The 22,603-nt window shown below is 72.4% G+C and carries 19 protein-coding genes and 1 tRNA gene; 14 read left to right on the top strand and 6 right to left on the bottom strand.

The features are described 5' to 3' along the window. Positions 1-77: 77 nt before the first annotated feature. From ACFVYR_RS36840 to ACFVYR_RS36830, 3 genes are all read left to right on the top strand, one after another. Positions 78-151 (top strand) — tRNA-Ala (locus ACFVYR_RS36840). 130 nt (positions 152-281) lie between these two features. Further along, complete coding sequence (locus tag ACFVYR_RS36835) at positions 282-716, top strand: hypothetical protein (protein WP_384262685.1); 435 nt, start codon at positions 282-284, stop codon at positions 714-716. Between the two features lie 15 nt (positions 717-731). Further along, the gene (locus ACFVYR_RS36830; protein ID WP_384262687.1) at positions 732-1,967 is read left to right on the top strand and encodes an ATP-binding protein; all 1,236 of its coding nucleotides are present in this window, start codon (positions 732-734) and stop codon (positions 1,965-1,967) included. Positions 1,968-2,033: 66 nt separating this feature from the next. Here the strand turns inward: ACFVYR_RS36830 and ACFVYR_RS36825 are convergent, their stop codons facing one another. Beyond that, on the bottom strand, positions 2,034-2,585 hold the full coding sequence (locus tag ACFVYR_RS36825; RefSeq protein ID WP_384262689.1) for a GNAT family N-acetyltransferase: 552 nt from the start codon (positions 2,583-2,585) through the stop codon (positions 2,034-2,036). A 69-nt stretch (positions 2,586-2,654) separates the two neighbouring features. Between ACFVYR_RS36825 and ACFVYR_RS36820 the strand changes: the two genes are divergently transcribed. Then, a complete protein-coding gene (locus ACFVYR_RS36820; RefSeq protein ID WP_384262691.1) occupies positions 2,655-3,446 on the top strand; it encodes an exodeoxyribonuclease III in 792 nt (263 codons plus the stop codon). Between the two features lie 155 nt (positions 3,447-3,601). Further along, positions 3,602-4,627 carry a DUF6528 family protein gene (locus ACFVYR_RS36815; RefSeq protein WP_389613863.1) on the top strand — a complete coding sequence of 342 codons (1,026 nt, stop codon included), beginning with the start codon at positions 3,602-3,604 and terminating at the stop codon, positions 4,625-4,627. A gap of 14 nt (positions 4,628-4,641) precedes the next feature. Here the strand turns inward: ACFVYR_RS36815 and ACFVYR_RS36810 are convergent, their stop codons facing one another. Then, positions 4,642-5,268 carry a MerR family transcriptional regulator gene (locus ACFVYR_RS36810; protein WP_384262729.1) on the bottom strand — a complete coding sequence of 209 codons (627 nt, stop codon included), beginning with the start codon at positions 5,266-5,268 and terminating at the stop codon, positions 4,642-4,644. A 231-nt stretch (positions 5,269-5,499) separates the two neighbouring features. Between ACFVYR_RS36810 and ACFVYR_RS36805 the strand changes: the two genes are divergently transcribed. Genes ACFVYR_RS36805 through ACFVYR_RS36795 form a run of 3 tightly spaced genes read left to right on the top strand, consistent with a single transcriptional unit; the run spans position 5,500 to position 8,899 of the window. Beyond that, positions 5,500-7,077 (top strand): flavin-containing monooxygenase, encoded by a 1,578-nt coding sequence (locus tag ACFVYR_RS36805; RefSeq protein ID WP_384262696.1) that lies wholly within the window; start codon positions 5,500-5,502, stop codon positions 7,075-7,077. Continuing rightward, positions 7,074-8,003, top strand: a complete 930-nt coding sequence (locus ACFVYR_RS36800) for an alpha/beta fold hydrolase (RefSeq protein ID WP_384262698.1) — start codon at positions 7,074-7,076, stop codon at positions 8,001-8,003. The genes ACFVYR_RS36805 and ACFVYR_RS36800 overlap by 4 nt, the downstream gene beginning before the upstream one ends. Then, complete coding sequence (locus ACFVYR_RS36795) at positions 8,000-8,899, top strand: SDR family oxidoreductase (protein ID WP_384262700.1); 900 nt, start codon at positions 8,000-8,002, stop codon at positions 8,897-8,899. The genes ACFVYR_RS36800 and ACFVYR_RS36795 overlap by 4 nt, the downstream gene beginning before the upstream one ends. Positions 8,900-8,974: 75 nt before the next feature. On the opposite strand, the gene ACFVYR_RS36790 is transcribed toward ACFVYR_RS36795, so the two are convergent. Continuing rightward, complete coding sequence (locus ACFVYR_RS36790) at positions 8,975-12,367, bottom strand: S41 family peptidase (RefSeq protein ID WP_384262703.1); 3,393 nt, start codon at positions 12,365-12,367, stop codon at positions 8,975-8,977. Positions 12,368-12,541: 174 nt separating this feature from the next. On the opposite strand from ACFVYR_RS36790, the gene ACFVYR_RS36785 reads away from it, so the two are divergent. Together ACFVYR_RS36785 and ACFVYR_RS36780 are read left to right on the top strand one after the other, a co-directional pair. After that, positions 12,542-13,132, top strand: coding sequence for a TetR/AcrR family transcriptional regulator (locus ACFVYR_RS36785; RefSeq protein WP_384262705.1), 591 nt, complete (start codon positions 12,542-12,544; stop codon positions 13,130-13,132). 131 nt (positions 13,133-13,263) lie between these two features. Beyond that, complete coding sequence (locus ACFVYR_RS36780) at positions 13,264-15,504, top strand: MMPL family transporter (protein WP_384262708.1); 2,241 nt, start codon at positions 13,264-13,266, stop codon at positions 15,502-15,504. A 98-nt stretch (positions 15,505-15,602) separates the two neighbouring features. On the opposite strand, the gene ACFVYR_RS36775 is transcribed toward ACFVYR_RS36780, so the two are convergent. Next, the gene (locus ACFVYR_RS36775; RefSeq protein ID WP_384262710.1) at positions 15,603-15,950 is read right to left on the bottom strand and encodes an SsgA family sporulation/cell division regulator; all 348 of its coding nucleotides are present in this window, start codon (positions 15,948-15,950) and stop codon (positions 15,603-15,605) included. A 184-nt stretch (positions 15,951-16,134) separates the two neighbouring features. Between ACFVYR_RS36775 and ACFVYR_RS36770 the strand changes: the two genes are divergently transcribed. The 4 genes from ACFVYR_RS36770 to ACFVYR_RS36755 are packed head-to-tail and all read left to right on the top strand — an operon-like array spanning position 16,135 to position 19,964. Next, positions 16,135-17,223: an energy-coupling factor ABC transporter permease gene (locus ACFVYR_RS36770; RefSeq protein ID WP_384262713.1), complete on the top strand. Its 1,089-nt coding sequence runs from the start codon at positions 16,135-16,137 to the stop codon at positions 17,221-17,223. A 1-nt stretch (position 17,224) separates the two neighbouring features. After that, a complete protein-coding gene (gene cbiQ, locus ACFVYR_RS36765) occupies positions 17,225-17,986 on the top strand; it encodes a cobalt ECF transporter T component CbiQ (protein ID WP_384262715.1) in 762 nt (253 codons plus the stop codon). After that, entirely contained in the window at positions 17,974-18,756 is a 783-nt protein-coding gene (locus ACFVYR_RS36760; RefSeq protein WP_384262717.1) for an energy-coupling factor ABC transporter ATP-binding protein, read from the top strand. Before cbiQ ends, ACFVYR_RS36760 begins: the two co-directional genes overlap by 13 nt. Positions 18,757-18,803: 47 nt before the next feature. After that, positions 18,804-19,964: a serine hydrolase domain-containing protein gene (locus ACFVYR_RS36755; RefSeq protein WP_384262720.1), complete on the top strand. Its 1,161-nt coding sequence runs from the start codon at positions 18,804-18,806 to the stop codon at positions 19,962-19,964. Between the two features lie 16 nt (positions 19,965-19,980). On the opposite strand, the gene ACFVYR_RS36750 is transcribed toward ACFVYR_RS36755, so the two are convergent. Next, positions 19,981-20,832 (bottom strand): EamA family transporter, encoded by an 852-nt coding sequence (locus ACFVYR_RS36750; RefSeq protein ID WP_384262722.1) that lies wholly within the window; start codon positions 20,830-20,832, stop codon positions 19,981-19,983. Beyond that, positions 20,829-21,425, bottom strand: a complete 597-nt coding sequence (locus ACFVYR_RS36745) for a YbaK/EbsC family protein (RefSeq protein ID WP_384262725.1) — start codon at positions 21,423-21,425, stop codon at positions 20,829-20,831. Before ACFVYR_RS36745 ends, ACFVYR_RS36750 begins: the two co-directional genes overlap by 4 nt. Positions 21,426-22,603: the final 1,178 nt, after the last annotated feature.

The raw sequence follows: 22,603 nt of genomic DNA, 5'->3' as shown, positions 1-22,603 counted from the left end.
GAGGTCGCCCTGGCTGACCAGCCAGGACCGGATTTCCGACCACCCGGGTGGGGGTGCTAGAGTTTCACTCGTTGCAAGGGCCTGTGGCGCAGTCTGGTAGCGCACCTCGTTCGCATCGAGGGGGTCTGGGGTTCAAATCCCCACAGGTCCACTGCACATGAGATCCCGTCCAGTTCATCGAACTGGGCGGGATCTTTGCGTTGGGGCCCGCGTGTGAATTGTCGGGCTGTGGATACATTTGGTCCATGCTGTCGCGGTCGTCGTCTTTGCGGGGTGTCGCTGTGCTCGGCATCACACTCGCCACCGCCGTGTTGGCGGGCGGGTGCGCCGAGCCTCAGGGGCTGCGGGTGGAGGGGGCCGCGCTGCGGCCTTCGAGGGTGGCCGGACCCGTGTACATGGCGGACGTGACGGGGCGGCCGTTGCAGCAGCCGACGGTGGTGCGGCTCAGCGAACTGGTGGCGCTCACCGAGTTGAGCTGGCGGGACTGGGGCGGGCCGACCGCGCGGGCCACCGGGAAGCTCAGGGGCACGTGGTGCCTGCCCGGGTGCGCGAAGAAGCCGTACGACGCGACGCTGCTGCTCAGCGGTCTGGAGCGGCAGGACCGCGTGGCGTCCTACCGGCGGGCCACCGTGGAGCCGAAGGCACCGGAGGAACTGCCCGCTACCGCGGTGAACGTGCAGTTCCAGGGGATTCGCCTGCCGGTACCGGACCTCTGAGGCACGGGGAGCGGCATGGGACTGCGCACCAAGATCGGCTTCGCCATCGCGGGCACCGCGGCGCTGGTCTCCGTCGTGATGGGGCTCCTCGTCCACCATCGCGCCGTCGAGACGCAGTACGCGGGTGCGCGCAGCCAGATCGGGGACCGGCTGCGGACCGCGGTGCAGGACCACGCGGCCGGGATCGACGGGGACCGCACCCTCATCGACCCCGCCGATCTGCCGGGGCCGCTCGCCGGGGCCGTGGCGAACGGGCGGTGGGGCGTCTACCTGGACCGCAGCGGGCGGGTGCCGCAGCTCTGGGCGGCCAGCAAGTACGGCGGGGAGGTCGTCGCGCTGAAGCGGCCGTACGACAGGGAAACGGAGACCGTACGGGATCTGGACCGGGTGCTGTGGATCTCCGGCGGGTTCGGGACGGCGTTGGCCTGTGTGGTGGGGCTGCTCGTCGCGACGCGGCTCGGGCGGCGTCTGCGGGTGAAGGCGGGGGCGGCGCAGCGCATCGCGGAGGGGGATCTGACGGCGCGGCTCCCGCTGCGCGGCAAGGACGAGATCACCCGGCTCGCGGCCGCGGTGAACACCATGGCCGACGCGCTCGCGGCCCGGCTGCAGGCCGAGCGTGAGGTCACGGCGAACATCGCGCACGAGCTGCGGACGCCGGTGGCCGGCATGGTGACGGCGGCCGGGCTGCTGCCGCCGGGGCGCCCTTCCGAGCTGGTACGGGAGTCCGCGCAGCGGCTGCGGGAGCTGGTCGACGACGTCATCGAGGTGGCGCGGCTCGACGGCGTGGGGGAGCAGGCGGTGGCCGAGCCGTGCGAACTGGGGGAGCTGGTGCGCAGGTCGGCCGCGGCGGGGGCCGCGGGGGCGGCCGGTGTGACGGTGGACGTCGTACGCGATGTGGAGGTCGTGACGGACCCCCGGCGGGTGGAGCGGGTGATCGCCAACCTCGTCAGCAACGCGTTGCGGCACGGAGCGGCGCCGGTGCTGGTCGAGGTCGACGGCGGGGTGGTGCGGGTGCGGGACTCCGGGGGCGGGTTTCCGGAGTCCCTGCTCTCCGGCGGCCCGCAGCGGTTCCGCAGCGGGTGCGGGACGAAGGGGGTGGGCCTCGGTCTCGGCCTGACGATCGCGCAGGGTCAGTCGCAGGTGCTTGGAGCCGGACTGCGGTTCAGCAACCCGGCGGGCGGCGGGGCCCTGGCCGAGTTCGACCTGCGGTCGGCTGTGCGGGGTGGTTCCGGCGGCGGGGGCGGGAGGTAGTCGCGGGGGTAGTCCCGCCGGGGAGGGGGGCGGCGCGAGGGCCGGCCCTGGGGGCGGGAAGGGACGCTACAGCGCCTTCGCGTAGCAGCGGCTCAGGTCGTCGAAGCGGTAGAGGCCGAACTTGGCGGGGGCGGGGGTGTAGCCGCTGGAGGTGTAGAGGGCTATCGCCTCCGGCTGCTTGGTGCCCGTTTCCAGGACCATGCGGACGCGGCCCGCCGCCCTCGCGTCCTCCTCGAGCGCCGCGAGGATGCGCCGGGCGAGGCCGAGGCCGCGGGCCTCGGGGGTGACGTACATCCGCTTCAGCTCGGCGTCGCCGTCCTGGTAACCCTCCCCGTTCTCGTCCATGCCGCGCCAGCCGCCCGTCGCCAGGGCGGTGCCGTGCTCGTCGTACGCGATGAGGTAGAGCCCGCGCGGGGGTTCGAACATGGTGGGGTCGAGGGGTGTGATGTCGCCCTCGTCCCCGTACCGCTCCGCATATTCGAGCTGGACGTGGTCGTTGAGGCGGATCGCGTCGGGGTGCGCGAAGGTGACGGTGCGGAGCTCGACGGGGGCGGTGGCCTCGCGGGCCGTCGCGGGGGCGGGTACGGAGGCGGCGGCCTCGCGGGCTCGGATAGTCATGCGCTCCATCGTACTTCTATGCGAAACGGGTGAGGGCTGCGCAGTCCAGTGTGCCGGTATCGTGCCCGGATGCTCACTGTGACCTCTGTGAATGTCAACGGCCTGCGTGCCGCCGCCAAGAAGGGCTTCGTGGAGTGGCTCGGCGGGACCTCGGCCGATGTGGTGTGCCTCCAGGAGGTGCGGGCCGAGGCGCACCAGTTGCCGGACGAGGTGCGGGAGCCCGAGGGCTGGCACGTCGTGCACGCGCCGGCCGCCGCGAAGGGGCGCGCCGGCGTCTCGCTGTACACGCGCCGTGAGCCGGACCGGGTGCGCGTCGGCTTCGGGTCGCAGGAGTTCGACGGCAGCGGCCGGTACGTCGAGGCCGACCTGCCGGGCGTCACCGTGGCCAGCCTGTATCTGCCCTCCGGCGAGGTCGGCACCGAGCGGCAGGACGAGAAGGTCCGGTTCATGGGGGAGTTCCTCGTCCATCTGAGGGAGCTGAAGGCGCGGGCCGCCGCCGAGGGGCGGCACGTCGTCGTCTGCGGCGACTGGAACATCGCCCACCAGGAGGCCGACCTCAAGAACTGGAAGGGCAACAAGAAGAACTCCGGCTTCCTGCCCGAGGAGCGCGCCTGGCTGAGTGAGGTCTTCGAGGAGTACGAGGACGTCGTGCGGCAGCAGCACCCGGGCGTCGAGGGCCCCTACTCCTGGTGGTCGTACCGCGGCCGCGCCTTCGACAACGACACGGGCTGGCGCATCGACTACCACGTGGCGACGGCGGGGCTCGCCGAGCGCGCGGTGAAGGCGTTCGTGGAGCGGGCCGCGAGCCACGGCGAACGCTGGAGCGACCATGCGCCCGTGACGGTGGTCTACGACCTGTAGGGCCCGTCTTCGAGCCCCCGCCCGCGCGGCACCCGCGGCGGCGGCGCGCGCGGTCATAAAGTCCGGCGGAGGGCTGTCCCGGGCCCGCAAGGCATGGCAGATTGCGGACGCGCCATGTCCAACTCCCAAGGTGTCGGGGGGACTTCATGTCTGCCGTGGCTGCCAGTACTTCGAGACGTGCGGTGCTCGTCGCCGCCGCGGGCGCGGGTGTCGCGGTGGCGCTGCCCGCCACCGGGGCGTACGGCGCGGACGGCGGTGACGTTCCGGCGGGCACGCCGCCCGTGCTCCTGACCGAGCAGGCGAGCAAGCGGATCCTCGTCCTCGACCCGCGGCGCCGCGTCTGGGACCCGGCCGTCGACCCGTCCGCCGTGCGCTGGCAGTTCTCGCCGCTCGGCGACCCCCGCTACGACGACCTCCTGCCGCGGGAGAGCTGGCGCTACCCGTGCGAGGCGAAGGTGCGGCTGCACCGGAAGCGTACGTACGTCCTGACCACCGCGTCGTTCGGGTTCGCGGCCGTCGTCGAGTATCCGACGGGCAGGCGGTACTGGGGCACGGCGATCGGGCCCGGCGACGATCTGTTCAATCCGCACACCGCCGAGCTCCTGCCCGACGGCAATGTGGCCGTCGCGTGCAGCGCGGGCGCGCGGGTGCGGCTGTACGCGGCGTCGCAGGGGCCGCGGGCCGAGCGGTACGCGGAGGCGGAGCTCAAGGGCGCGCACGGGCTGCACTGGGACGGCGTACGCGAAGTGCTGTGGGCGCTCGGCGACGACGAGCTGGTGTCGTACGCGGTGGGCGGCACGGCCGCGCTGCCCACGCTCGCGCGGCGCTCCGCGGTGGGGCTGCCGGTCGGCACGCCGGGGAAGCCGCCCGGCGGGCACGACCTGTTCCCGGTCGCCGGGCGGCCGGGGCGGCTGTGGGTGACGACCAGTGCCGCCGTCTTCCAGTACGAGACGGCGAGCGGGGCGTTCGTGGGGGACTTCGCCGGGCACGGGGCGATCTCGCGGAAGGCGGTGAAGACCGTCGGGAACGATCCGCGCACCGGGCAGGTGCTGACCACCGTGCCGGAGAGCGGGCTCGGCGAGACCTGGTGGACGACGACGGTCAGCGTGCACCTGCCGGAGAGTGTGTACGAGTACGTCGACGGCGGCATCTACAAGGCGCGCTGGTGGCTGCCGCGCTGAGGGCTCCGGCTGCTCTACGCGTCCTTGAGTCGGCGGTCCAGTGCCATCGAGAGCTCCGCCTCCACGACGCTCTTGGCGAGCGGGCGCAGCTGCTCGATGTCGACCTCGGCGGTGTCCGGGACGTGGGCGCGCATGACCGTGATGAACAACTCCGCGAGCGCGTCGGCGTGTTCGCGTACGCGCTGGCCCGCCTGCAGGACCGCGGCGAGCGGAACTCCCTTGCGCACCAGGGTGGATGAGGCGTCGAGGAGGCGGCGGCTGATGTGGACGAGTTCGTCGCCGTCCGTGCCGAGGTAGCCGAGGTCCAGGGCGGCGACGAGGTTCTCGGGGGTGACCTCGCCCGCGAAGTGGTCGGCGAGTTCCTCGGGGGTGAGGCGGACCGGCTGCTCCTCGGTCGGTTCCCCGAGGCCGAGGAGTTCGCCGACGTCGCGGCCCTTCTCGAAGGCGTCGGCGAGCTCGGCGATGCCGTTCAGGGTGTGGCCGCGCTCCAGGAGGGCGGCGATGGTGCGCAGTCTGGCCAGGTGGTGCTCGTCGTACCAGGCGATGCGGCCCTCGCGGCGCGGCGGCGGGATCAGGCCGCGCTCGCGGTAGAAGCGCACGGTACGCACGGTGATGCCGGCCGCCTCGGCCAGTTCCTCCATGCGGTACTCGCGTACGCCGCCGTCCGGTGCGCTCCCGCGTCCGGCGTGCCGTCCGCCCTGCCGTCCGCCTTCTCGGTCGTCTGCCACGCGGGAAGCCTATCCGGGCGGCGCTCGGCGATACCGGCGGTAACTTTTCCCCGCCGTACCCCTACCCATGAGTACGTGTCTGGCTTACGCTCCCAATTGCGCCAGTGGTTACTGGCAGAGTCGTGTACTTCGGGAGGCGGCGGCATGGCCGAGCGCGAGCGGAGCCCCGAGCAGGGGCGCGAGCACGAGCACGTACGGGTGGCGGTGATCGGATCCGGATTCGGCGGTCTCGGGGCCGCCGTGCGGCTGCGCCGCGAGGGCATCACCGACTTCGTCGTCCTGGAACGGGCCGGCGCGGTGGGCGGCACCTGGCGGGACAACAGCTACCCGGGCTGCGCCTGCGACGTGCCCTCGCACCTGTACTCCTTCTCCTTCGCGCCCAACCCCGACTGGCCGCGCACCTTCTCCGGCCAGGAGCGCATACGCGAGTACCTGGAGCACGTCGCCGACACCTTCCGGCTGCGCCCGCACATCCGCCTCGACACCGAGGTGAAGCTGATGAGCTGGGACGCCGAGCGGCTGCGCTGGGAGATCCGGACCAGCAACGGCATCCTCACCGCCGACGTCGTCGTCTCCGCCACCGGGCCGCTCTCCGACCCCAAGACCCCGGACATCCCCGGCCTCGACACCTTCCCCGGCAAGGTCTTCCACTCCGCGCGCTGGGACCACGACTACGACCTCGGCGGCAAGCGCGTCGCGATGATCGGCACCGGCGCATCGGCCATCCAGATCGTCCCCGAGATACAGAAGAAGGTCGGCAGGCTCACCCTCTTCCAGCGCACGCCCCCGTGGGTGATGCCGCGCGCCGACCGGGCCATCACCGGCGTCGAGCGCTGGCTGCACAAGCAGCTGCCGTTCACCACCCAGGCCCGGCGCGGACTCCTGTGGGGCATACGGGAGTTGCAGGTCCAGGCGTTCACCAAGCGGCCCAACGAGCTCGGCATGGTCGAGCAGATAGCCAAGCGGAACATGTACCGGGCGATCAAGGACCCGGTGCTGCGGGAGAAGCTGACGCCCACGTACCGCATCGGCTGCAAGCGCATCCTGCTGTCCAACACGTACTACCCGGCGCTCGCCAAGCCCAATGTCGACGTCGTCGCGAGCGGCCTCACCGAGGTCCGGGGCAGCACCGTCGTCGCCGCCGACGGCACCGAGACCGAGGTCGACGCGATCATCTTCGGCACCGGATTCCACGTGACGGACATGCCGATCGCCGACCGCGTCGTCGGGGACGCGGGGCTCACGCTCATGGAGACCTGGAAGGACGGCATGAACGCGCTGCGCGGCGCGACCGCCGCCGGGTTCCCCAACTGGATGACGATCATCGGCCCGAACACCGGGCTCGGGAACTCCTCCATGATCCTGATGATCGAGTCCCAGCTGAACTACATGGCGGACTACCTGCGGCAGTTGAACGTGCTCGGCGGCACCGCCGCGCTCGCGGCCAGGCCGGACTCCGTGCGCGCCTGGAACGTGCGGGTGCAGGAGCGGATGAAGCGCACGGTGTGGAACACCGGCGGCTGCAACAGCTGGTACCTCGACAAGAACGGCGTCAACACCACCGTGTGGCCCGGCACGACCACCGAGTTCCGGGCGGCGACCCGCCGGGTCGACCTCTCCGAGTACGACGTGCTGCGGCCCCCGAAGACACCGGAAGCGGCACCTGCCGCCGTCCCCGCACACGGGACGTCCGGGGCCGAGAAGGTCGAGGCGGGCGCATGAGCAGGCTGAACCGTGCGGGGAACGGGGCCTACGCGCCGCCCGTCGCCGCACGCCGACTGACCGCCGTCTCCGCCGACGGGGCGCACGTCCACGTCGAGGTGCACGGTCCCGAGGACGCGCCCGCCGTGGTGCTCGCCCACGGATGGACCTGCTCGACCGCCTTCTGGGCCGCGCAGATCCGCGCCCTCGCCACCGGCCACCGGGTCATCGCGTACGACCAGCGCGGCCACGGGCGCAGCGCGGCGCCGTCGGCTGCCGACGGCTACAGCACGCGGGCGCTCGCCGACGACCTGGAGGCGGTCCTCGCGGCGACGCTCGCGCCGGGCGAGAAGGCCGTGCTCGTGGGGCACTCCATGGGCGGCATGACGATCATGGCCGCGGGCGGCAGGGACCGGGTGCGGGAGCACGCCGCCGCCGTCCTGCTGTGCAGTACGGGAAGCTCGGCCCTGGTCGCGGAGGCCACGGTGGTGCCGCTCCTGCGGGCCGGGCGGATGCGGACCCGGATCACCCGGTCGGTGCTCGGCTCGCGGGCGCCGCTCGGCCCCGTGACGCCGGTGGCCCGGCGGGTCCTCAAGTACGCGACGATGGGCCCCGGTTCGGCGCCCGACAAGGTCGACGCGTGCGCGCGGATCGTGCACGCCTGCCCGAGGATCGTGCGCCACGGCTGGTCGCACGTCCTGGAATCGCTCCAACTGGACGTCGAGGTCGGCGCGTTGAACGTACCCACCGCCGTCCTCGCCGGTACGGCCGACCGCCTCACCCCCATCGTCCACGCGCGGCGCATCGCGGCAGCGCTGCCGGATTCCCTGGGCCTCACCGAACTGACCGGAGTCGGCCACATGACGCCCATCGAGGCGCCGGACGCCGTCACCGCGCGCATCACCGAACTCGTCGCAACGTACGTACAGGTCAAGGAGGGCGCATGAGCAGGGTCAGCCTGGAGGGGCAGGTCGCGGTCGTCACCGGCGCGGCGCGCGGGGTCGGTGAGCTGCTGGCCCGCAAGCTGTCGGCGCGCGGCGCGAAGGTCGCCCTCGTCGGCCTGGAGCCGGACGAGTTGAAGCTGGTCGCGGAGCGGCTGCACACCGAGTCCGCGCACTGGCACGCGGACGTCACCGACCACGTGGCGATGGCGCGGGTCGCGCAGGAGGTCAAGGAGCACTTCGGCAAGGTCGACATCGTCGTCGCCAACGCGGGCGTGGCCAGCGGCGGGCCCTTCCTGGAGTCCGACCCGGACGCGTGGCGCCGCGTCATCGAGGTCAACCTCATCGGCAGCGCGGTGACGGGCCGGGCCTTCCTGCCCGTCCTGATGGAGAGCCGCGGCTATCTGCTGCAGATCGCCTCGCTCGCCGCGATCACCCCGGCGCCGATGATGACGGCGTACTGCGCGTCGAAGTCGGGCGTCGAGGCGTACGCGCACGCGCTGCGGGCCGAGGTCGGCTACAAGGGCGTCAGGGTCGGCGTCGGCTACCTCTCCTGGACCGACACGGACATGGTGCGGGGCGCCGACCAGGACGACGTGATGCGGGAGTTGCGGTCGCGGCTGCCGTGGCCGTCCAACAAGACGTACCCGCTGGGCCCGGCGGTCGACCGCATAGTCGCGGGCATCGAGCGCCGCTCCAGTCATGTGTACGCGCAGTGGTGGCTGCGGGGCATGCAGGGCATCCGCGGCTACCTGCCGGGGGTCATCGGCGCGGTGGGGCAGCGGGAGATGCGGCGGTTCGAGCCGCGGCTGGGGTCGGTGTCCACGGGGCTTGTGGGGGCGGGGGGTTCGGCGGACGAGAGGGCGCGGGCGGAGTCACCGACGGGGCGGGTGGGTGGGTAGAACGCCGCGGAGCGGCGACGCGTGAAGGGCTGAGGTGCCGGACGAGGAGGCGCGGAGCAGGAGCCGTCGCCGCGTTCAAGCCCGCGGCGGCAGCACCGGCCTGCTGCGGTCCGGCACGTCGGAGCGGTCCGGCGGCACGGCCGCAGGCTGCTGCTCCAGGAGGTCGAGCGCCAGCCGGACCGCGTCGTCCAGCTGGGCGTGCCGCCCCTCCGCCCAGTCGAGCGGCGTCCGCAGGACGTCCAGGTCCGGGGCGACCCCGTGGTTCTCCACACCCCACCCGTACGCGTCGAACCAGCCCGCGTTCATCGGCACCGTGATCACCGTGCCGTCGCCGAGCCGGTGCCGCCCGGTCATGCCGACCACCCCGCCCCAGGTGCGCTGCCCGACGACCGGGCCGAGTCCGAGCAGCTTGAAGGCGGCCGTGATCATGTCGCCGTCGGAGGACGTCGCCTCGTCGGCGAGGGCCACCACCGGGCCCCGCGGCGCGTTCGAGGCGTACGACACCGGCTCGGCGTTCCGCGTCAGGTCCCAGCCGATGATCTTCCGGGTCAGCTTCTCGACGACGAGTTCGCTGATGTGGCCGCCCGCGTTGCCGCGCACGTCGACGATCAGCGCCGGGCGGTCCACCTCAAGGCGCAGGTCCCGGTTGAACTGGGCCCAGCCCGAGCCACCCATGTCGGGGATGTGCAGGTAGCCGCACTTGCCGCCGCTCAACTCCCGTACCACTTCACGGCGTTTGGCCACCCAGTCCTGATAGCGCAGGGGGCGTTCGTTGATGAGGGGGACGATCGCGACCCGGCGGGGGCGGCGGCCCTCGCCCTCGGCGGGCCGGAAGGTCAGCTCGACCGTCGTGCCGCCCGCCGCAGAGAGGAGCGGGAAGGGCCCGGTCACGGGGTCGACCGGACGGCCGTCGATGTGCGTGAGGATCGCGCCCTCGCGGATGCCCGCACCGGCCAGCGGCGAGCGCGCCTTGGAGTCGGAGGAGTCACCGGGCAGGATCCGCTTGACCATCCACCCCTCCTCCCGGCGCACGAGGTTGGCGCCGAGCAGGCCCATGGCGCGCTGGTAGTGCGGCGGCCCCTCGTTGCGGCGCGCGGCGGAGACGTACGCGTGGGAGGTGCCCAGCTCGCCGAGGACCTCGCGCAGCAGATCGGCGAACTCGTCGGGGGACGCGACGCGTTCGACCAGCGGCCGGTACTGCGCGAGCACCGCGTCCCAGTCGATGCCGCTCATCCCCGGGTCCCAGAAGTAGGCGCGGATGATCCGTCCCGCCTCCTCGTAGGCCTGGCGCCACTCGGCGGCCGGGTCGACCTCGTGCAGGATGCGGCGCAGGTCGATCCAGACGGTGGTGTCGCTGTCGCCCGCCTCGGTGGACGGCACGGCGCTCAGGTCGCCCTCGTCGACGACGACGAGCCGTGAGCCGTCGCCGCTGAGCGCGAACCAGTCCAGGTGGTCGACGAGCGCGGACTTCTTCGCCTTGGTGATGTTGAAGTGTTCGAGGGTGGGGCGGCCCGAGGTGTCGGCCGGGTTGACGAAGGTCTCGCCGAGCGCGCCCGAGATCGGCCAGCGCAGCCAGACCAGGCCGCCGCCGCTGACGGGATGCAGCGCCGAGTACTTCGACGCGGCGACCGGGAACGGCGTGACCCGCGACGCGAGCCCCTCGACCTCCACCGTCGTGGTGCCGTACCCGCCGCCGTCGGCCGGGTCGAGGCCGCCCGCGGCCGGACGTCCGTCGGGCAGCAGCGCGAAGGGCGACGGGGTCGCCGACGACAGGGGTACGAGGTAGGGGCGGCAGCCCAGCGGGAAGGAGAGGTCGCCGGTGTGCACGTCGTAGACGGGGTCGAAGCCGCGCCAGGAGAGGAAGGCGAGGTAGCGGCCGTCGCGGGTGAAGACGGGGTTCTCGTCCTCGAAGCGGCCGTCGGTGACGTCGACGACCGTACGGGCGCCGGGCCCCTCGATGCGGACCAGCTTGATCTGGCGCAGGGAGCGGCCGACGCCGGGATGCGACCAGGTCAGCCAGGTGCCGTCGGGGGAGAAGGCGAGGTCGCGGACCGGGCCGTTGAGGGAGCGGACCAGCTCGGTGACTTCGCAGTCGGCGCCCGCCGCCTCACTCGCGCCCCCGTCCGAGCCCTGGCCCGTGCCCTCACCCGTGCCTTCGCCCGCGGCGGCGCCCGTCTCCTCGCCCGGCTCGTCCCCCACCTCGTCCCCGACCGTGAGGAGAAGCAGCCGGCCGTCGTTGGAGGCGACGGCGAGACGCTTGCCGTCCGGGTCGGCCACCAGCTCCTGCACGCGGCCGAGCTGCCCGCTCGCGAGCCTGCGCGGCCCCCGGTCGCCGCTGGCCCGCGGCAGGTAGGTGATCTCGACGGCGTCCTCGCCCTCCGCGTCGGTGATGTAGGCGATCCGCCCGCTGGTGCCGAGCATCTCGGGGAGCCGGACCCGTACCCCCGGGGTGTCGGTGATGGTGCGGGCCGGGCCGTCCCGGTGGGTGAGCCAGTAGAGGGAGCCGCGCACGACGACGGCGCTGGCCCGGCCCGTCGTGTCCACGCAGAGCGCGTCGAGGTGCTGTGCGGCCGGCACCTGGTAGATGCGCCGCCCGGCCCGCGGCCCGCCGAGCCGCACGTCGAGCCGGCGCGGCACGGAGTCCGCCGAGAGGTCGTCGACCAGCCAGATCTCCCCCGCGCACTGGTAGACGATCCGGGTGCCGTCGGCCGCCGCGTGCCGGGCGTAGAACGTGTCGTGGTCGGTGTGGCGCCGCAGATCGGAGCCGTCGGGCAGACAGGAGTAGAGGTTGCCGACGCCCTCGTGGTCGGAGAGGAAGGCGATGCGTCCCGACACGCACATGGGGGAGTCCAGATGCCCGTCGAGGTCGGCGAGGATCTGCTTGCCGTGCACCCACAGGCGGCCCGTCGCGCCGCCCCGGTACCGCTTCCAGGCGGCGGGTTCGTGCGGCGGCTTGCCCGTCAGGAGCAGCGTCTTGCGGTCGCACGCGCTGTCGGCCAGCGAGTCCGTGATCGCGATGTCCCAGACCGGGCCCCAGGGCAGCTTGCCGCCGGGTGAGCCGTCGGTGGGCACGCTGTAGGCCCAGCAGAGGTGCGAGAAGGGCTGGCCGTGCGAGGAGACGGCGAGGATGTCGCCGTCGGGCGACCAGCCGCAGACCCGTGTGTCGGTGCTGCCCCAGTAGGTCAGCCGGCGCGCGGGCCCGCCGGCCACCGGCGCGAGATGGATCTCCGGGTCGAGGCTGCGCCAGGTCGTGTACGCGATGTGGCGGCCGTCGGGCGAGAAGCGCGGATGGCTCACCTTGGTCCGGTCGACGGTGAGCCGCCAGGCCCGGCCGGCCGGGGAGCCCTCCGGGGTGAGGGGGGCCACCCACACGTCGTCCTCGGCGACGAAACAGAGGCGGTCGCCGCTGAGGTGCGGAAAACGCAGGTAGGAGTGGTCGTCCTGGGTGTCGTCGCGCGCGTCGGTCACCCCACCATGCTTTTCCGCCCGGCAGGCGGCGGCAACTTGGGCCGGGGGTGAATCCGGGGCGTGACACAGCACACGTACGAAACGGTTTCGTTTCGTTAGGGCGGGGGCGTACAGTCCCGGTGTACGAAACAGTTTCGTACGACGAGCCCGGGGCATCCGGAGGGGGTGGAGACCGTGACGGAAGCGGCGACGACGCGGCGCAGCAGGATCACGCCCGAACGCGAGGCCGAGCTGTACGCGGCCGTGCTCGACCTGCTCCGCGAGGTCGGGTACGACGCCCTCACCATGGACGCCGTCGCGGCCCGCGCGCGGTCCAGCAAGGCCACCCTCTACCGCCAGTGGGGGAGCAAGCCGGAGCTGGTCGCCAAGGCGCTGCGGCACAACAAGCCGGTGTCCCTCGCGGACATCGACACCGGCACGCTCCGCGGCGACCTGCACGAGATGGCAGGACGTTCCGACGACTGCCAGATGGAGCAGGACGCCGCGCTGATGCGAGCCCTGTTCCATGCCGTCCACGACAACCCCGAACTCCACCAGGCGATGCGGCAGTTGCTCATCGAGCCGGAGCTCACGGGCCTGGACGTGCTGCTGCGCAGAGCCGTGGCGCGCGGTGAGGTGGCCGCGGACAACCCGGCCCTGGAGTACGTCGTCCACATGATGGTCGGCGGCTTCGTCGCCCGGGACCTGATCGAGGACCGCACCGTCGACCGTGCGTTCCTGCTCTCCTACATCGACGCCGTGGTCCTCCCCGCCCTCGGCGTCTGATCCACCGCCAACCCCGACCCGACTCCGTACCTCCCCCGCACCGACCCCGTACCTGACGCGACCGCTCACGTCGTCGGGCTGATCCCCCCTGCCCAATCCGGACACCACGACCTGACCGGGAGTACGCCCTCGTGGCCACTTTCCTCTACAAACTCGGCAAACTCGCCTTCAGGCGACGCCACTTCGTCGCCCTCATATGGGTGGCGCTCCTGACGCTCGCCGGAGTCGGCGCGGCATCGGCGCCCACCGCGGCCTCCAGCAGCTTCTCCATACCCGGCACGGAGGCCCAGAAGGCCTTCGACCTCCTGGAGAAGCGGGCCCCCGAGGCCAGCGCCGACGGGGCGAGCGCCCGCGTCGTCTTCAAGGCGCCGGGCGGCGAGAAGGTCACCGACAAGGCCAACAAGGCCGAGATCGACAAGACCGTCGCCGCCATCAAATCCGGCTCGGACCAGGTGGCCCGCGCGGACAGCCCCTTCAAGACCAGGACGGTCAGCAAGGACGGCACCACGGCGTACGCATCCGTCTCGTACAAGGTCACCTCGATGGAGCTGACCGACGACGACCGCGACGCCCTGGAGAAGACCACCGACAAGGCGCGCGAGTCCGGGCTGACGGTCGAGGTCGGCGGCGACGCGCTGCAGGCCATGCCCGAGACCGGCGCCACCGAGATCATCGGCATCGCGATCGCCGCGGTCGTCCTCGTCATCACCTTCGGCTCGCTGATCGCGGCCGGTCTGCCGCTGCTCACCGCGCTGATCGGGGTCGGCATCGGCGTCTCGTCGATCACCGCGCTCGCCAACGCGCTCGACCTCGGCACCACCACCTCGACGCTCGCGATGATGATCGGCCTCGCGGTCGGCATCGACTACGCGCTCTTCATCGTCTCGCGCTACCGCGGCGAACTCGCCGATGGCCGCGACCGCGAGGAGGCGGCGGGCCGCGCCGTCGGCACCGCGGGCTCGGCGGTCGTCTTCGCCGGACTCACCGTGGTGATCGCCCTGGTCGGCCTCGCCGTGGTCAACATCCCGATGCTCACCAAGATGGGCTTCGCCGCGGCCGGCACGGTCGTCATCGCCGTCCTCATCGCCCTCACGCTCATCCCGGCGCTGCTCGGGTACGCGGGCAAGCGGGTCATGCCGATGGGCGAGAAGAGCAGGCTGTTCGGCGGCGGCAGGAAGAAGGCCGCTTCCGGCGAGAACGGCGGTGAGCCGAAGCAGAACATGGGCACCCGCTGGGCCCGCTTCGTGGTCCGCCGCCCGGTCGCCGTGCTGCTCGTCGGCATCGTGGGCCTCGGCGCCGCGGCCCTGCCGGTCTCGCAGCTGGAGCTCGGCCTGCCGGACGACGGCGCGCAGCCGACGTCCACGACCCAGCGCAAGGCGTACGACCTGGTCTCCGACGGCTTCGGCCCCGGCTACAACGGTCCGCTGATGGTCGTCGGCGACCTCAAGGGCGCCGACGACCCGAAGGCCGCGGCCGGCGAGATCAGGAAGACGATCTCCCAGCTGGACGACGTCCTGAACGTCGCCCCGCCGATGTTCAACAAGGACAAGGACGCCGCGATCATCAGCGTCGTCCCGTCCTCCAAGCCCAGCGGCGTCGAGACCGAGGACCTGGTCCACTCGATCCGCGATACGGGTGCGCGGATCAAGTCCGACACCGGCGCCGACATCATGGTCACCGGCACCACGGCCATGAACATCGACGTCTCGCAGAAGCTCAACGACGCCCTGCTGCCCTACCTGGCGCTGGTCGTGGGCCTCGCGTTCCTGCTCCTGATCATCGTCTTCCGCTCGATCCTGGTCCCGCTCAAGGCGGCCCTCGGCTTCCTGCTCTCGGTCCTCGCGGCCCTCGGCGCGGTCGTCGCGGTCTTCCAGTGGGGCTGGCTCGGCTCGCTCTTCGGCGTCGAACAGACAGGCCCGATCATGTCGATGATGCCGATCTTCATGGTGGGCGTGGTCTTCGGCCTCGCGATGGACTACGAGGTCTTCCTCGTGACCCGGATGCGGGAGGCGTACGTCCACGGGGAGCGGCCGGGCCAGGCGATCGTGACCGGTTTCCGGCACGGGGCCCGGGTGGTCTCGGCGGCGGCGGTCATCATGATCGCGGTCTTCGCCGGGTTCATCGGCTCGTCCGAGCAGATGGTGAAGATGATCGGCTTCGGCCTCGCGATCGCGGTGTTCTTCGACGCGTTCGTGGTCCGCATGGCGCTGGTGCCCGCGGTCCTCGCGCTGCTCGGCAAGAAGGCGTGGTGGCTGCCGAAGTGGCTGGACCGCGCGCTGCCCAACGTGGACGTCGAGGGCGAGGGGCTGCGTACGCAGGGGGAGAAGGGCGCCGGGTCCGCCGACGCGGAGAGGGAGCCGGTGCGGGTCTGAGCCCGTACCGCGCCCACCGGGGCCGGGCCCGGGTCTGGCCTGATGGCCCGGCCCCGGCCCCGGCCCCGGCCTGATGGCCCGGCCCCGGCCTGATCGGCCTAGCGGGTGACCGGGGTGGCGGCGGTCGCGTACGTGCGGCGCAGGAAGCGGATCAGCGCCGACGCGTCGAACTGGACGACCGTCACCCCGTCCCCCTCGTGGAACTCCACGACCGTCTGGACCCGGCCGCACGGCCAGACGTGTACGCCGCCGGAGGTGACCGGGGCAAGCAGCCCCTGCTCCAGGAGCTGCCGGTCGAAGACGCGGTGGGGGGAACCGGGGAGGCCGATCCGCACCGCGTGCGGGTCGGCCTCCGCGTCGTAGTGGAGCATGACGGGGACGGCGCGGTGGCCCTCTGAGGTGTCCGTGACGAGGTGGGCGCGTGCGTACTGCTCGACTGCGGACATCACTGAACTCCTCATCCATCCGGACGCTTCATCACCAATGTCCCATATGTCCGGCAATGCGCCGCGGGGGGCGTAGCCGATTCGGGACCGCGGTGCTCTTGCAAACCGTTTGCAACAAGGCCCTATCATTGAACGGTTCACGAGCGATCTGCCCTGTCCAGGGCCCCTGCCCAGGAGCGAGCGCATGCATGTCCCCGATGGGTTCATCAATGTCCCGGTGTCCGCCGCCGCCGGGGTCGTCGCCGCCGGCGCGGTAGCCGTCAGCCTCAAGGGCGCACGGCGCGAACTGGACGAACGGACCGCTCCGCTCGCCGGTCTGGTCGCCGCCTTCATCTTCGCCGTGCAGATGCTGAACTTCCCCGTCGCGACCGGGACCAGCGGACACCTCCTCGGCGGCGCGCTCGCCGCGATCCTCGTCGGACCCTTCACCGGCGTGCTGTGCGTCTCCGTCGTCCTGCTCATGCAGGGCGTGCTCTTCGCCGACGGCGGTCTGACGGCGCTCGGCGTGAACATCTCCGACATGGCGATCGTCACCACCGTCGTCGCCTACCTCGTCTTCCGCGGCCTGGTGAAGGCGCTGCCCCGCGGCCGCCGCTCCATCACCGTCGCCTCGTTCGCCGCCGCCCTGCTCTCGGTGCCCGCCGCCGCGGTCGCCTTCACCCTCATCTACGCCGTCGGCGGCACGACCGACGTCTCCCTCGGCAAGGTCGCCACCGCCATGGTCGGCGTGCACGTCCTCATCGGCATCGGCGAGGCGGTCATCACCGCGCTCACCGTCGGCGCCGTCATCGCCGTACGGCCGGACCTGGTGTACGGGGCCCGCGGCCTGACCAAGCCGTTGAAGCTGCGCGTCGGCGGGGAACTGGTGGACGCGCCCGCGGCGGCCGACGGGCCGGCCCCGGTCGCCGCCGGGCCCGCCACCCGCAAGGTGTCCACCCGCAAGGTGTGGATCGCGGGCATCGTCGCCTCCCTCGTCCTCGCGGGCTTCGTCAGCTTCTACGCCTCGGCGGACCCGGACGGCCTGGAGAAGGTCGCCCACGACAAGGGCATCGACAAGAAGGCCGAGGAGCACGCCGCCGCCGACTCCCCACTGGCCGACTACGGCGTCAAGGACATCACCGACGCCCGCGTCTCCGGCGGTCTCGCGGGCATCATCGGCGTGGGCGTCACGGTCGTCGCGGGCTCGGCGGTCTTCTGGACGCTGCGCCGCCGCCGTACGGGCGACACCGCACCGGCCGCCATGCCCGAGAGCGTCACCTCCGAGAAGGCCTGACATGGGCGCGGGCCACGCCCACCGGCTCTACCGGCAGGGCCGTTCACCGGTGCACGCCCTGCCGCCGCACACCAAGCTGGCCGCGGTCTTCTGCTTCGTGATCGTGGTGGTCTCCACGCCGCGCGAGGCGATGTGGGCCTTCGGGCTCTACGCGGTACTCCTCGGCGTCGTCGCGTACGCGGCCCGCGTCCCGGCCGGCTTCCTGCTCAAACGCCTCCTGATCGAGATCCCCTTCGTGGCGTTCGCCGTGCTGATGCCGTTCGTCGCGCAGGGCGAACGCGTCGACGTGCTCGGCCTGTCCCTCAGCGTCAACGGCCTCTGGGGCGCCTGGAACGTCCTGGCCAAGGGCACGCTCGGCGTCGCCGCCTCCGTACTGCTCGCCGCCACCACCGAACTGCGCGCCCTGCTCCTGGGCCTCCAGCGGCTGAGGCTGCCCCCGCTGCTCGTCCAGATCGCCTCGTTCATGATCCGCTACGGCGACGTCATCACGGACGAGATGCGCCGCATGAAGATCGCCCGCGAGTCGCGCGGCTTCGAGGCGCGGGGCGTACGGCAGTGGGGCGTCCTCGCCAAGTCCGCGGGCGCGCTCTTCATCCGCTCGTACGAACGGGGCGAGCGGGTCCACCTGGCCATGGTCAGCCGCGGCTACACGGGGTCGATGCCGGTCATCGACGAGGTGGTGGCCACGCGGGCGCAGTGGAGATACGCGCTGGCCCTTCCGTCCGCCGCTCTGCTCGTCTGCCTGTTGGGATGGACCCTGTGACCTCTGAACCCTCTCCGCTTTCCGCCCCTTCCCTGGAAGTGTCCGGGCTGGCCTTCGCCTACCCCGACGGCCATCAGGCGCTCTTCGGCGTCGACATGACGATCGGCCGCGGCGAACGGGTCGCGCTGCTCGGCCCCAACGGCGCGGGCAAGACCACCCTGGTCCTGCATCTGAACGGCATCCTGACCGGCGGCGCGGGCACGGTCACCGTGGCCGGGCTGCCCGTCGGAAGGAAGCACATGGCGGAGATCAGGCGCCGGGTCGGCATCGTCTTCCAGGACCCCGACGACCAGCTGTTCATGCCGACCGTCCGCGAGGATGTCGCCTTCGGCCCGGCGGCGTCCGGAATGCGCGGCCCGGAGCTGGAGGCGCGCGTACAGAAGGCCCTCTCCCGGGTCGGCATGGCGGAGTTCGCGGACCGCCCGCCGCACCACCTCTCCTTCGGCCAGCGGCGCCGGGTGGCGGTGGCGACGGTGCTCGCGATGGAGCCGGAGATCCTGGTCCTGGACGAGCCCTCCTCCAACCTCGACCCGGCCTCGCGCCGCGAGCTGGCCGACATCCTGCGCTCGCTGGACGTGACAGTCCTGATGGTCACGCACGACCTGCCGTACGCCCTCGAACTCTGCCCCCGGGCCCTGATCCTCAGCGACGGCGTGATCGCGGCCGACGGCCCGACCGGCGACCTGCTCGCCGACGACGACCTGATGAGCGCACACCGCCTGGAACTGCCTTTCGGCTTCGATCCGAAGACGGTGAAGGTGCGGGGCTAGGGAATCCATGACCCGAGATCACTGTTGACCTTGCCATGGACGACGTCATGGGTGGGATACACGGCACGGTGGCGGACGGCTTCGAGCCGGTCCGGGAAGCGTTCGTACACAACTTCACCGAGCGCGGCGAGCGGGGCGCGGCGGTGACCGTGTACCGCGACGGGCGCAAGGTCGTGGACCTGTGGGGCGGCACGAAGGACGTCGACAGGGCCGCGCCCTGGACCCCCGGCACCGCCCAGATCGTCCGCTCGGCGACCAAGGGCGTCGCCGCCGCCGCGCTGCTCCTGCTGCACCAGCGGGGCGAACTCGACCTGGACGCGCCGGTCGGCTCCTACTGGCCGGAGTTCAAGGCACGCGGCAAGGAACGGGCCCTGGTCCGGCACGTCCTCGCGCACCGCGCGGGCGTCCCTGCCCTGGACCACCCGCTGACACCCGCCGAAGCGCTCGACCCCGACCTGGCCGCCGCGGTGGTCGCGGCGCAGGCCCCGTCCTGGGAGCCGGGCGAGGACCACGGCTACCACGCGCAGACGTACAGCTGGCTCACCGGCGAGCTGGTGCGGCGCGTGACGGGGCGGCCGGTGGGGGAGTGGATCGCGTCCGAGATCGCGCGCCCGCTCGGCCTGGACCTCTGGGTCGGCCTGCCGGAAACGGAGAGCGCCCGGGTCGGCCGCCTGGGCCGAATCGAACCGCCCACGGCGCCGGGCGCCCTACGCGCACGCCCCAAGCGGAACGTGGCGCAGGCATACGCGGACCCCGCCTCACTGACCCGCCGCGCCTTCGGAGCGATCGACCCCGCCCCGGACGAGAACGCCCCGGCCTACCGAGCGGCGTCCCTCCCCGCGTCCAACGGCACAGCGACGGCAGGCGCCCTGGCCCGCTTCTACGCGGCCCTGATCGGCGAAGTGGACGGCGAGCGGCGCCTGTTCACCCCCGAAACGGTCGCCCTCGCACGCACCGAGGCATCCGCGGGCCCCGACCGCGTCCTGGTCGTCAACACCCGCTTCGGACTCGGCTACATGCTGCACGGCGCCGCCTCACCGCTCCTGTCCCCCACCTCCTTCGGCCACCCCGGCCGAGGCGGCCCCCTGGGCTTCGCCGACCCCGAATCGGCCTTGTCCTTCGGCTACGTCACCAACGGCATGAACAAGGGAGTGACAGCGGACCCGAGGGCACAGGCGCTGGTCCGGGCGGTCCGCGAGTCGATGTGACGCCGCAACGGGCTCACTACCCCGCGTGCAGCATCAAACCGATCCCCACCACCATCACGCCCGCCGCCACCAGCCGTGGCGCCCCGAACCGTTCCTTGAAGAAGATCGCGCCGATGGCCGCGCCGGCGATGATGGAGGACTCCCGCAGCGCGGAGACGGGGGCCAGGTCCGCCTTCGTCTGAGCCCATAGGACCAGGCCGTACGCGGCTACCGAGAGGGCCGCGCCCACCAGGCCCACCGGCGCGAACGGGCGGAGCCGCGCGAGGAGTTCACCGCGCCAGTGGTACGCGGCGTACAGCGGGATCGCCACGCCCTCCAGGATCATCAGCCACGCGATGTAGCCCATCGAGGTGCCGGAGGCGCGTACGCCCAGGCCGTCCACCACCGTGTACGCGGCGATCGAGACGCCCGTCGCCAGTGCCGCGCCGATCGCCGTCCAGTCCGGGCTGCGGCCCGAGCTGCGGATGCCCCACAGGGCCAGGCCCGTCAGACCCGCGCACGAGACGGCGACGCCCGCCGCCTGCCAGGCGTCCGGGATCTCCCCGGCGAAGACCGCCGCCAGGACGGTGACCACCAGTGGTGCCGTGCCGCGCGCGATCGGGTACGCCTGGCCGAAGTCGCCGAGCCGGAACGATGTCATCAGCAGGGCGTAGTAGCCGACGTGCAGGGCGGCGGAGAGGAGCAGGTACGGCCATGCGCCGGCCGCGGGGAACGCGACGAAGGGGGCGAGGAGCAGGCCGATCAGCAAGCCGCCGCCGGATATCAGCGTGAAGCCGACCAGCTTGTCCGTGATGTGGTGGGCGATCGCGTTCCAGCTCGCGTGCGTGAGGGCGGCGAGCAGTACGGCGGCCGCGACCAGCGGGGTCACTCGGTTGTCTCGCGCACGTTCCCGGGCACGTTCTCGCGTACGTTTTCGGGCGCGTTCCCGGGCGCGTTTTCGCGTACGTCCACCAGCGTGCCGCCCGCGTGGGCGACCAGCGTCTCCGGCGGCATCGGGAAGACCGCGTAGGGCGTGCCGGCCGCCGCCCACACCACCTCGTGGCCGAGGAGCGAGCGGTCGGCGAGGACGCGGGTCCGTGTGGCGTGGCCGAAGGGCGGTACGCCGCCGATCGCGTAGCCGGTGGCCTGCCGGACGACGTCCGCCTTCGCCCGGGTGACCTTCTGCGCGCCGAGCTCCTGGCGGACGAGGTCGAGGTCGACGCGGGACGCTCCGTCCATCAGCACCAGTACGGGTACGCCGTCCGCCGCGAAGATCAGGGACTTGCAGATCTGGCTGAGCTCGCAGCCGATGGCCGCGGCGGCCTCCTGCGCGGTACGGGTCTGCTCCGGGAAGCGGCGGACCCGGGGGATGAGGTCGCCGAGCCCCAGCTCGAGCAGCGCCTCTGCGAAGCGGGGGTGGGCGTTGGCGGTGGCGTTGGCGTTGGCGTTGGCGTTGGACGGTACGGGTGCGCTATCGCTCATGGGCGGCACGCTAGCGGTCTGTGTACGGGGCACGCGAGCGTGTATCCGCATGGCGGACGGGGTCGGGGGTGGGCCTTGGGCGGCGTCTTTGGTGGGCCGGTGCCTTTGGGGGTGGGCGGGGGCGTCCGGGGTTTTGCGGAGTGTGGCGGTTCCGGGCCGGGAGTAAAGGGCGCTCCGCTGCGCTGCGCGTCGGCTGCGCCGATGTCCCTTCGGGCCACCCTTGACTCCCGTCCCTCCACCGCACGTTGACTGTGACCCGGACGCCCAGGGGTGGGGCCGCCGGGGGGCGTGGGATGGGTCATTCCCTTTGCCTGCCGGGTGCGGCCCGGTCCAACGCGAGTCGACGTCACGGTCCGGGCTCGGCTGCCCCAGCGGCGTCGCCGCTCGGGCCATCCCCTCGCGCTGCCGGGTGCGGCCCGGTCCAACGCGAGCGCACGCTACGGTCCCCGCTGGGTCGACCAGGCGGCCTCGCCGCTCGGGCCATCAGCCTTCACGGCCGGGTGCGGACCGGTCCAACGCGAGCCGACGTCACGGTCGGGTCTCGGCTACCCCTGCCGCCTCGCCGCTCGGGCCATCAGCTTTCACGGCCGGGTGCGGATCGGCCCATCGTGAATCACCGTCACGCGCCCGGGGTGCTGCCGAACACTCGGGTCGCCGCCCGGTCCGGCACCTACTTTGGGAAAGTTGCGAATCCATCCGTCGCGCGCCCCCCTGCCGCGCCCCGCGCGCTGTCTCATGCGCCTCGGCAGACTCCCATCCGGGGCGGCGCATTGGGAGTGGAGAGGGGGCGCGCGGCGACTCCATTCGCAACTTTCCCAAAGTAGGTGCCCCGGAGCGGCAGGCGACCGCCCGGCGATGAATGGTCTGACCGAGCGCAACCCTGGCGTCGGCTCGCGTTGGGCCGGGCCGCACCCGGCAGCGCGAGGGGATGGCCCGAGCGGCGATGCCGCTGGGGCAGCCGAGCCCCGACCGTAGCGTGCGCTCGCGTTGGGCCGGGCCGCACCCGGCAGCGCAAGGGGATGGCCCGAGCGGCGAGGCCGCAGGGGCAGCCGAGCCCCGACCGTAGCGTGCGCTCGCGTTGGGCCGGGCCGCACCCGGCAGCGAGAGGGAATGACCCATCCCACGCCCCCCGGCGGCCCCACCCCTGGGCGTCCGGGTCACAGTCAACGTGCGGTGGA

The organism is Streptomyces sp. NPDC058284 (assembly GCF_042881135.1).
In the GTDB taxonomy this organism is placed as follows: Bacteria; Actinomycetota; Actinomycetes; order Streptomycetales; family Streptomycetaceae; genus Streptomyces.
The sequence above is the reverse complement of the archived record's forward strand: the minus strand, read 5'-3'. Positions and strand labels throughout refer to the sequence as shown.

What these genes read in the sequence shown, in the direction of transcription:
- ACFVYR_RS36820 (WP_384262691.1), top strand. Translation starts at nt 2,655, where the DNA reads ATGCTCACTGTGACCTCTGTGAATGTCAACGGCCTGCGTGCCGCCGCC.
- ACFVYR_RS36770 (WP_384262713.1), top strand. Translation starts at nt 16,135, where the DNA reads ATGCATGTCCCCGATGGGTTCATCAATGTCCCGGTGTCCGCCGCCGCC.
- ACFVYR_RS36795 (WP_384262700.1), top strand. Translation starts at nt 8,000, where the DNA reads ATGAGCAGGGTCAGCCTGGAGGGGCAGGTCGCGGTCGTCACCGGCGCG.
- ACFVYR_RS36810 (WP_384262729.1), bottom strand. Translation starts at nt 5,268, where the DNA reads ATGGAGGAACTGGCCGAGGCGGCCGGCATCACCGTGCGTACCGTGCGC.
- ACFVYR_RS36775 (WP_384262710.1), bottom strand. Translation starts at nt 15,950, where the DNA reads ATGTCCGCAGTCGAGCAGTACGCACGCGCCCACCTCGTCACGGACACC.
- ACFVYR_RS36830 (WP_384262687.1), top strand. Translation starts at nt 732, where the DNA reads ATGGGACTGCGCACCAAGATCGGCTTCGCCATCGCGGGCACCGCGGCG.
- ACFVYR_RS36745 (WP_384262725.1), bottom strand. Translation starts at nt 21,425, where the DNA reads ATGAGCGATAGCGCACCCGTACCGTCCAACGCCAACGCCAACGCCAAC.
- cbiQ (WP_384262715.1), top strand. Translation starts at nt 17,225, where the DNA reads ATGGGCGCGGGCCACGCCCACCGGCTCTACCGGCAGGGCCGTTCACCG.
- ACFVYR_RS36800 (WP_384262698.1), top strand. Translation starts at nt 7,074, where the DNA reads ATGAGCAGGCTGAACCGTGCGGGGAACGGGGCCTACGCGCCGCCCGTC.
- ACFVYR_RS36760 (WP_384262717.1), top strand. Translation starts at nt 17,974, where the DNA reads ATGGACCCTGTGACCTCTGAACCCTCTCCGCTTTCCGCCCCTTCCCTG.
- ACFVYR_RS36825 (WP_384262689.1), bottom strand. Translation starts at nt 2,585, where the DNA reads ATGACTATCCGAGCCCGCGAGGCCGCCGCCTCCGTACCCGCCCCCGCG.
- ACFVYR_RS36805 (WP_384262696.1), top strand. Translation starts at nt 5,500, where the DNA reads ATGGCCGAGCGCGAGCGGAGCCCCGAGCAGGGGCGCGAGCACGAGCAC.
- ACFVYR_RS36755 (WP_384262720.1), top strand. Translation starts at nt 18,804, where the DNA reads ATGGGTGGGATACACGGCACGGTGGCGGACGGCTTCGAGCCGGTCCGG.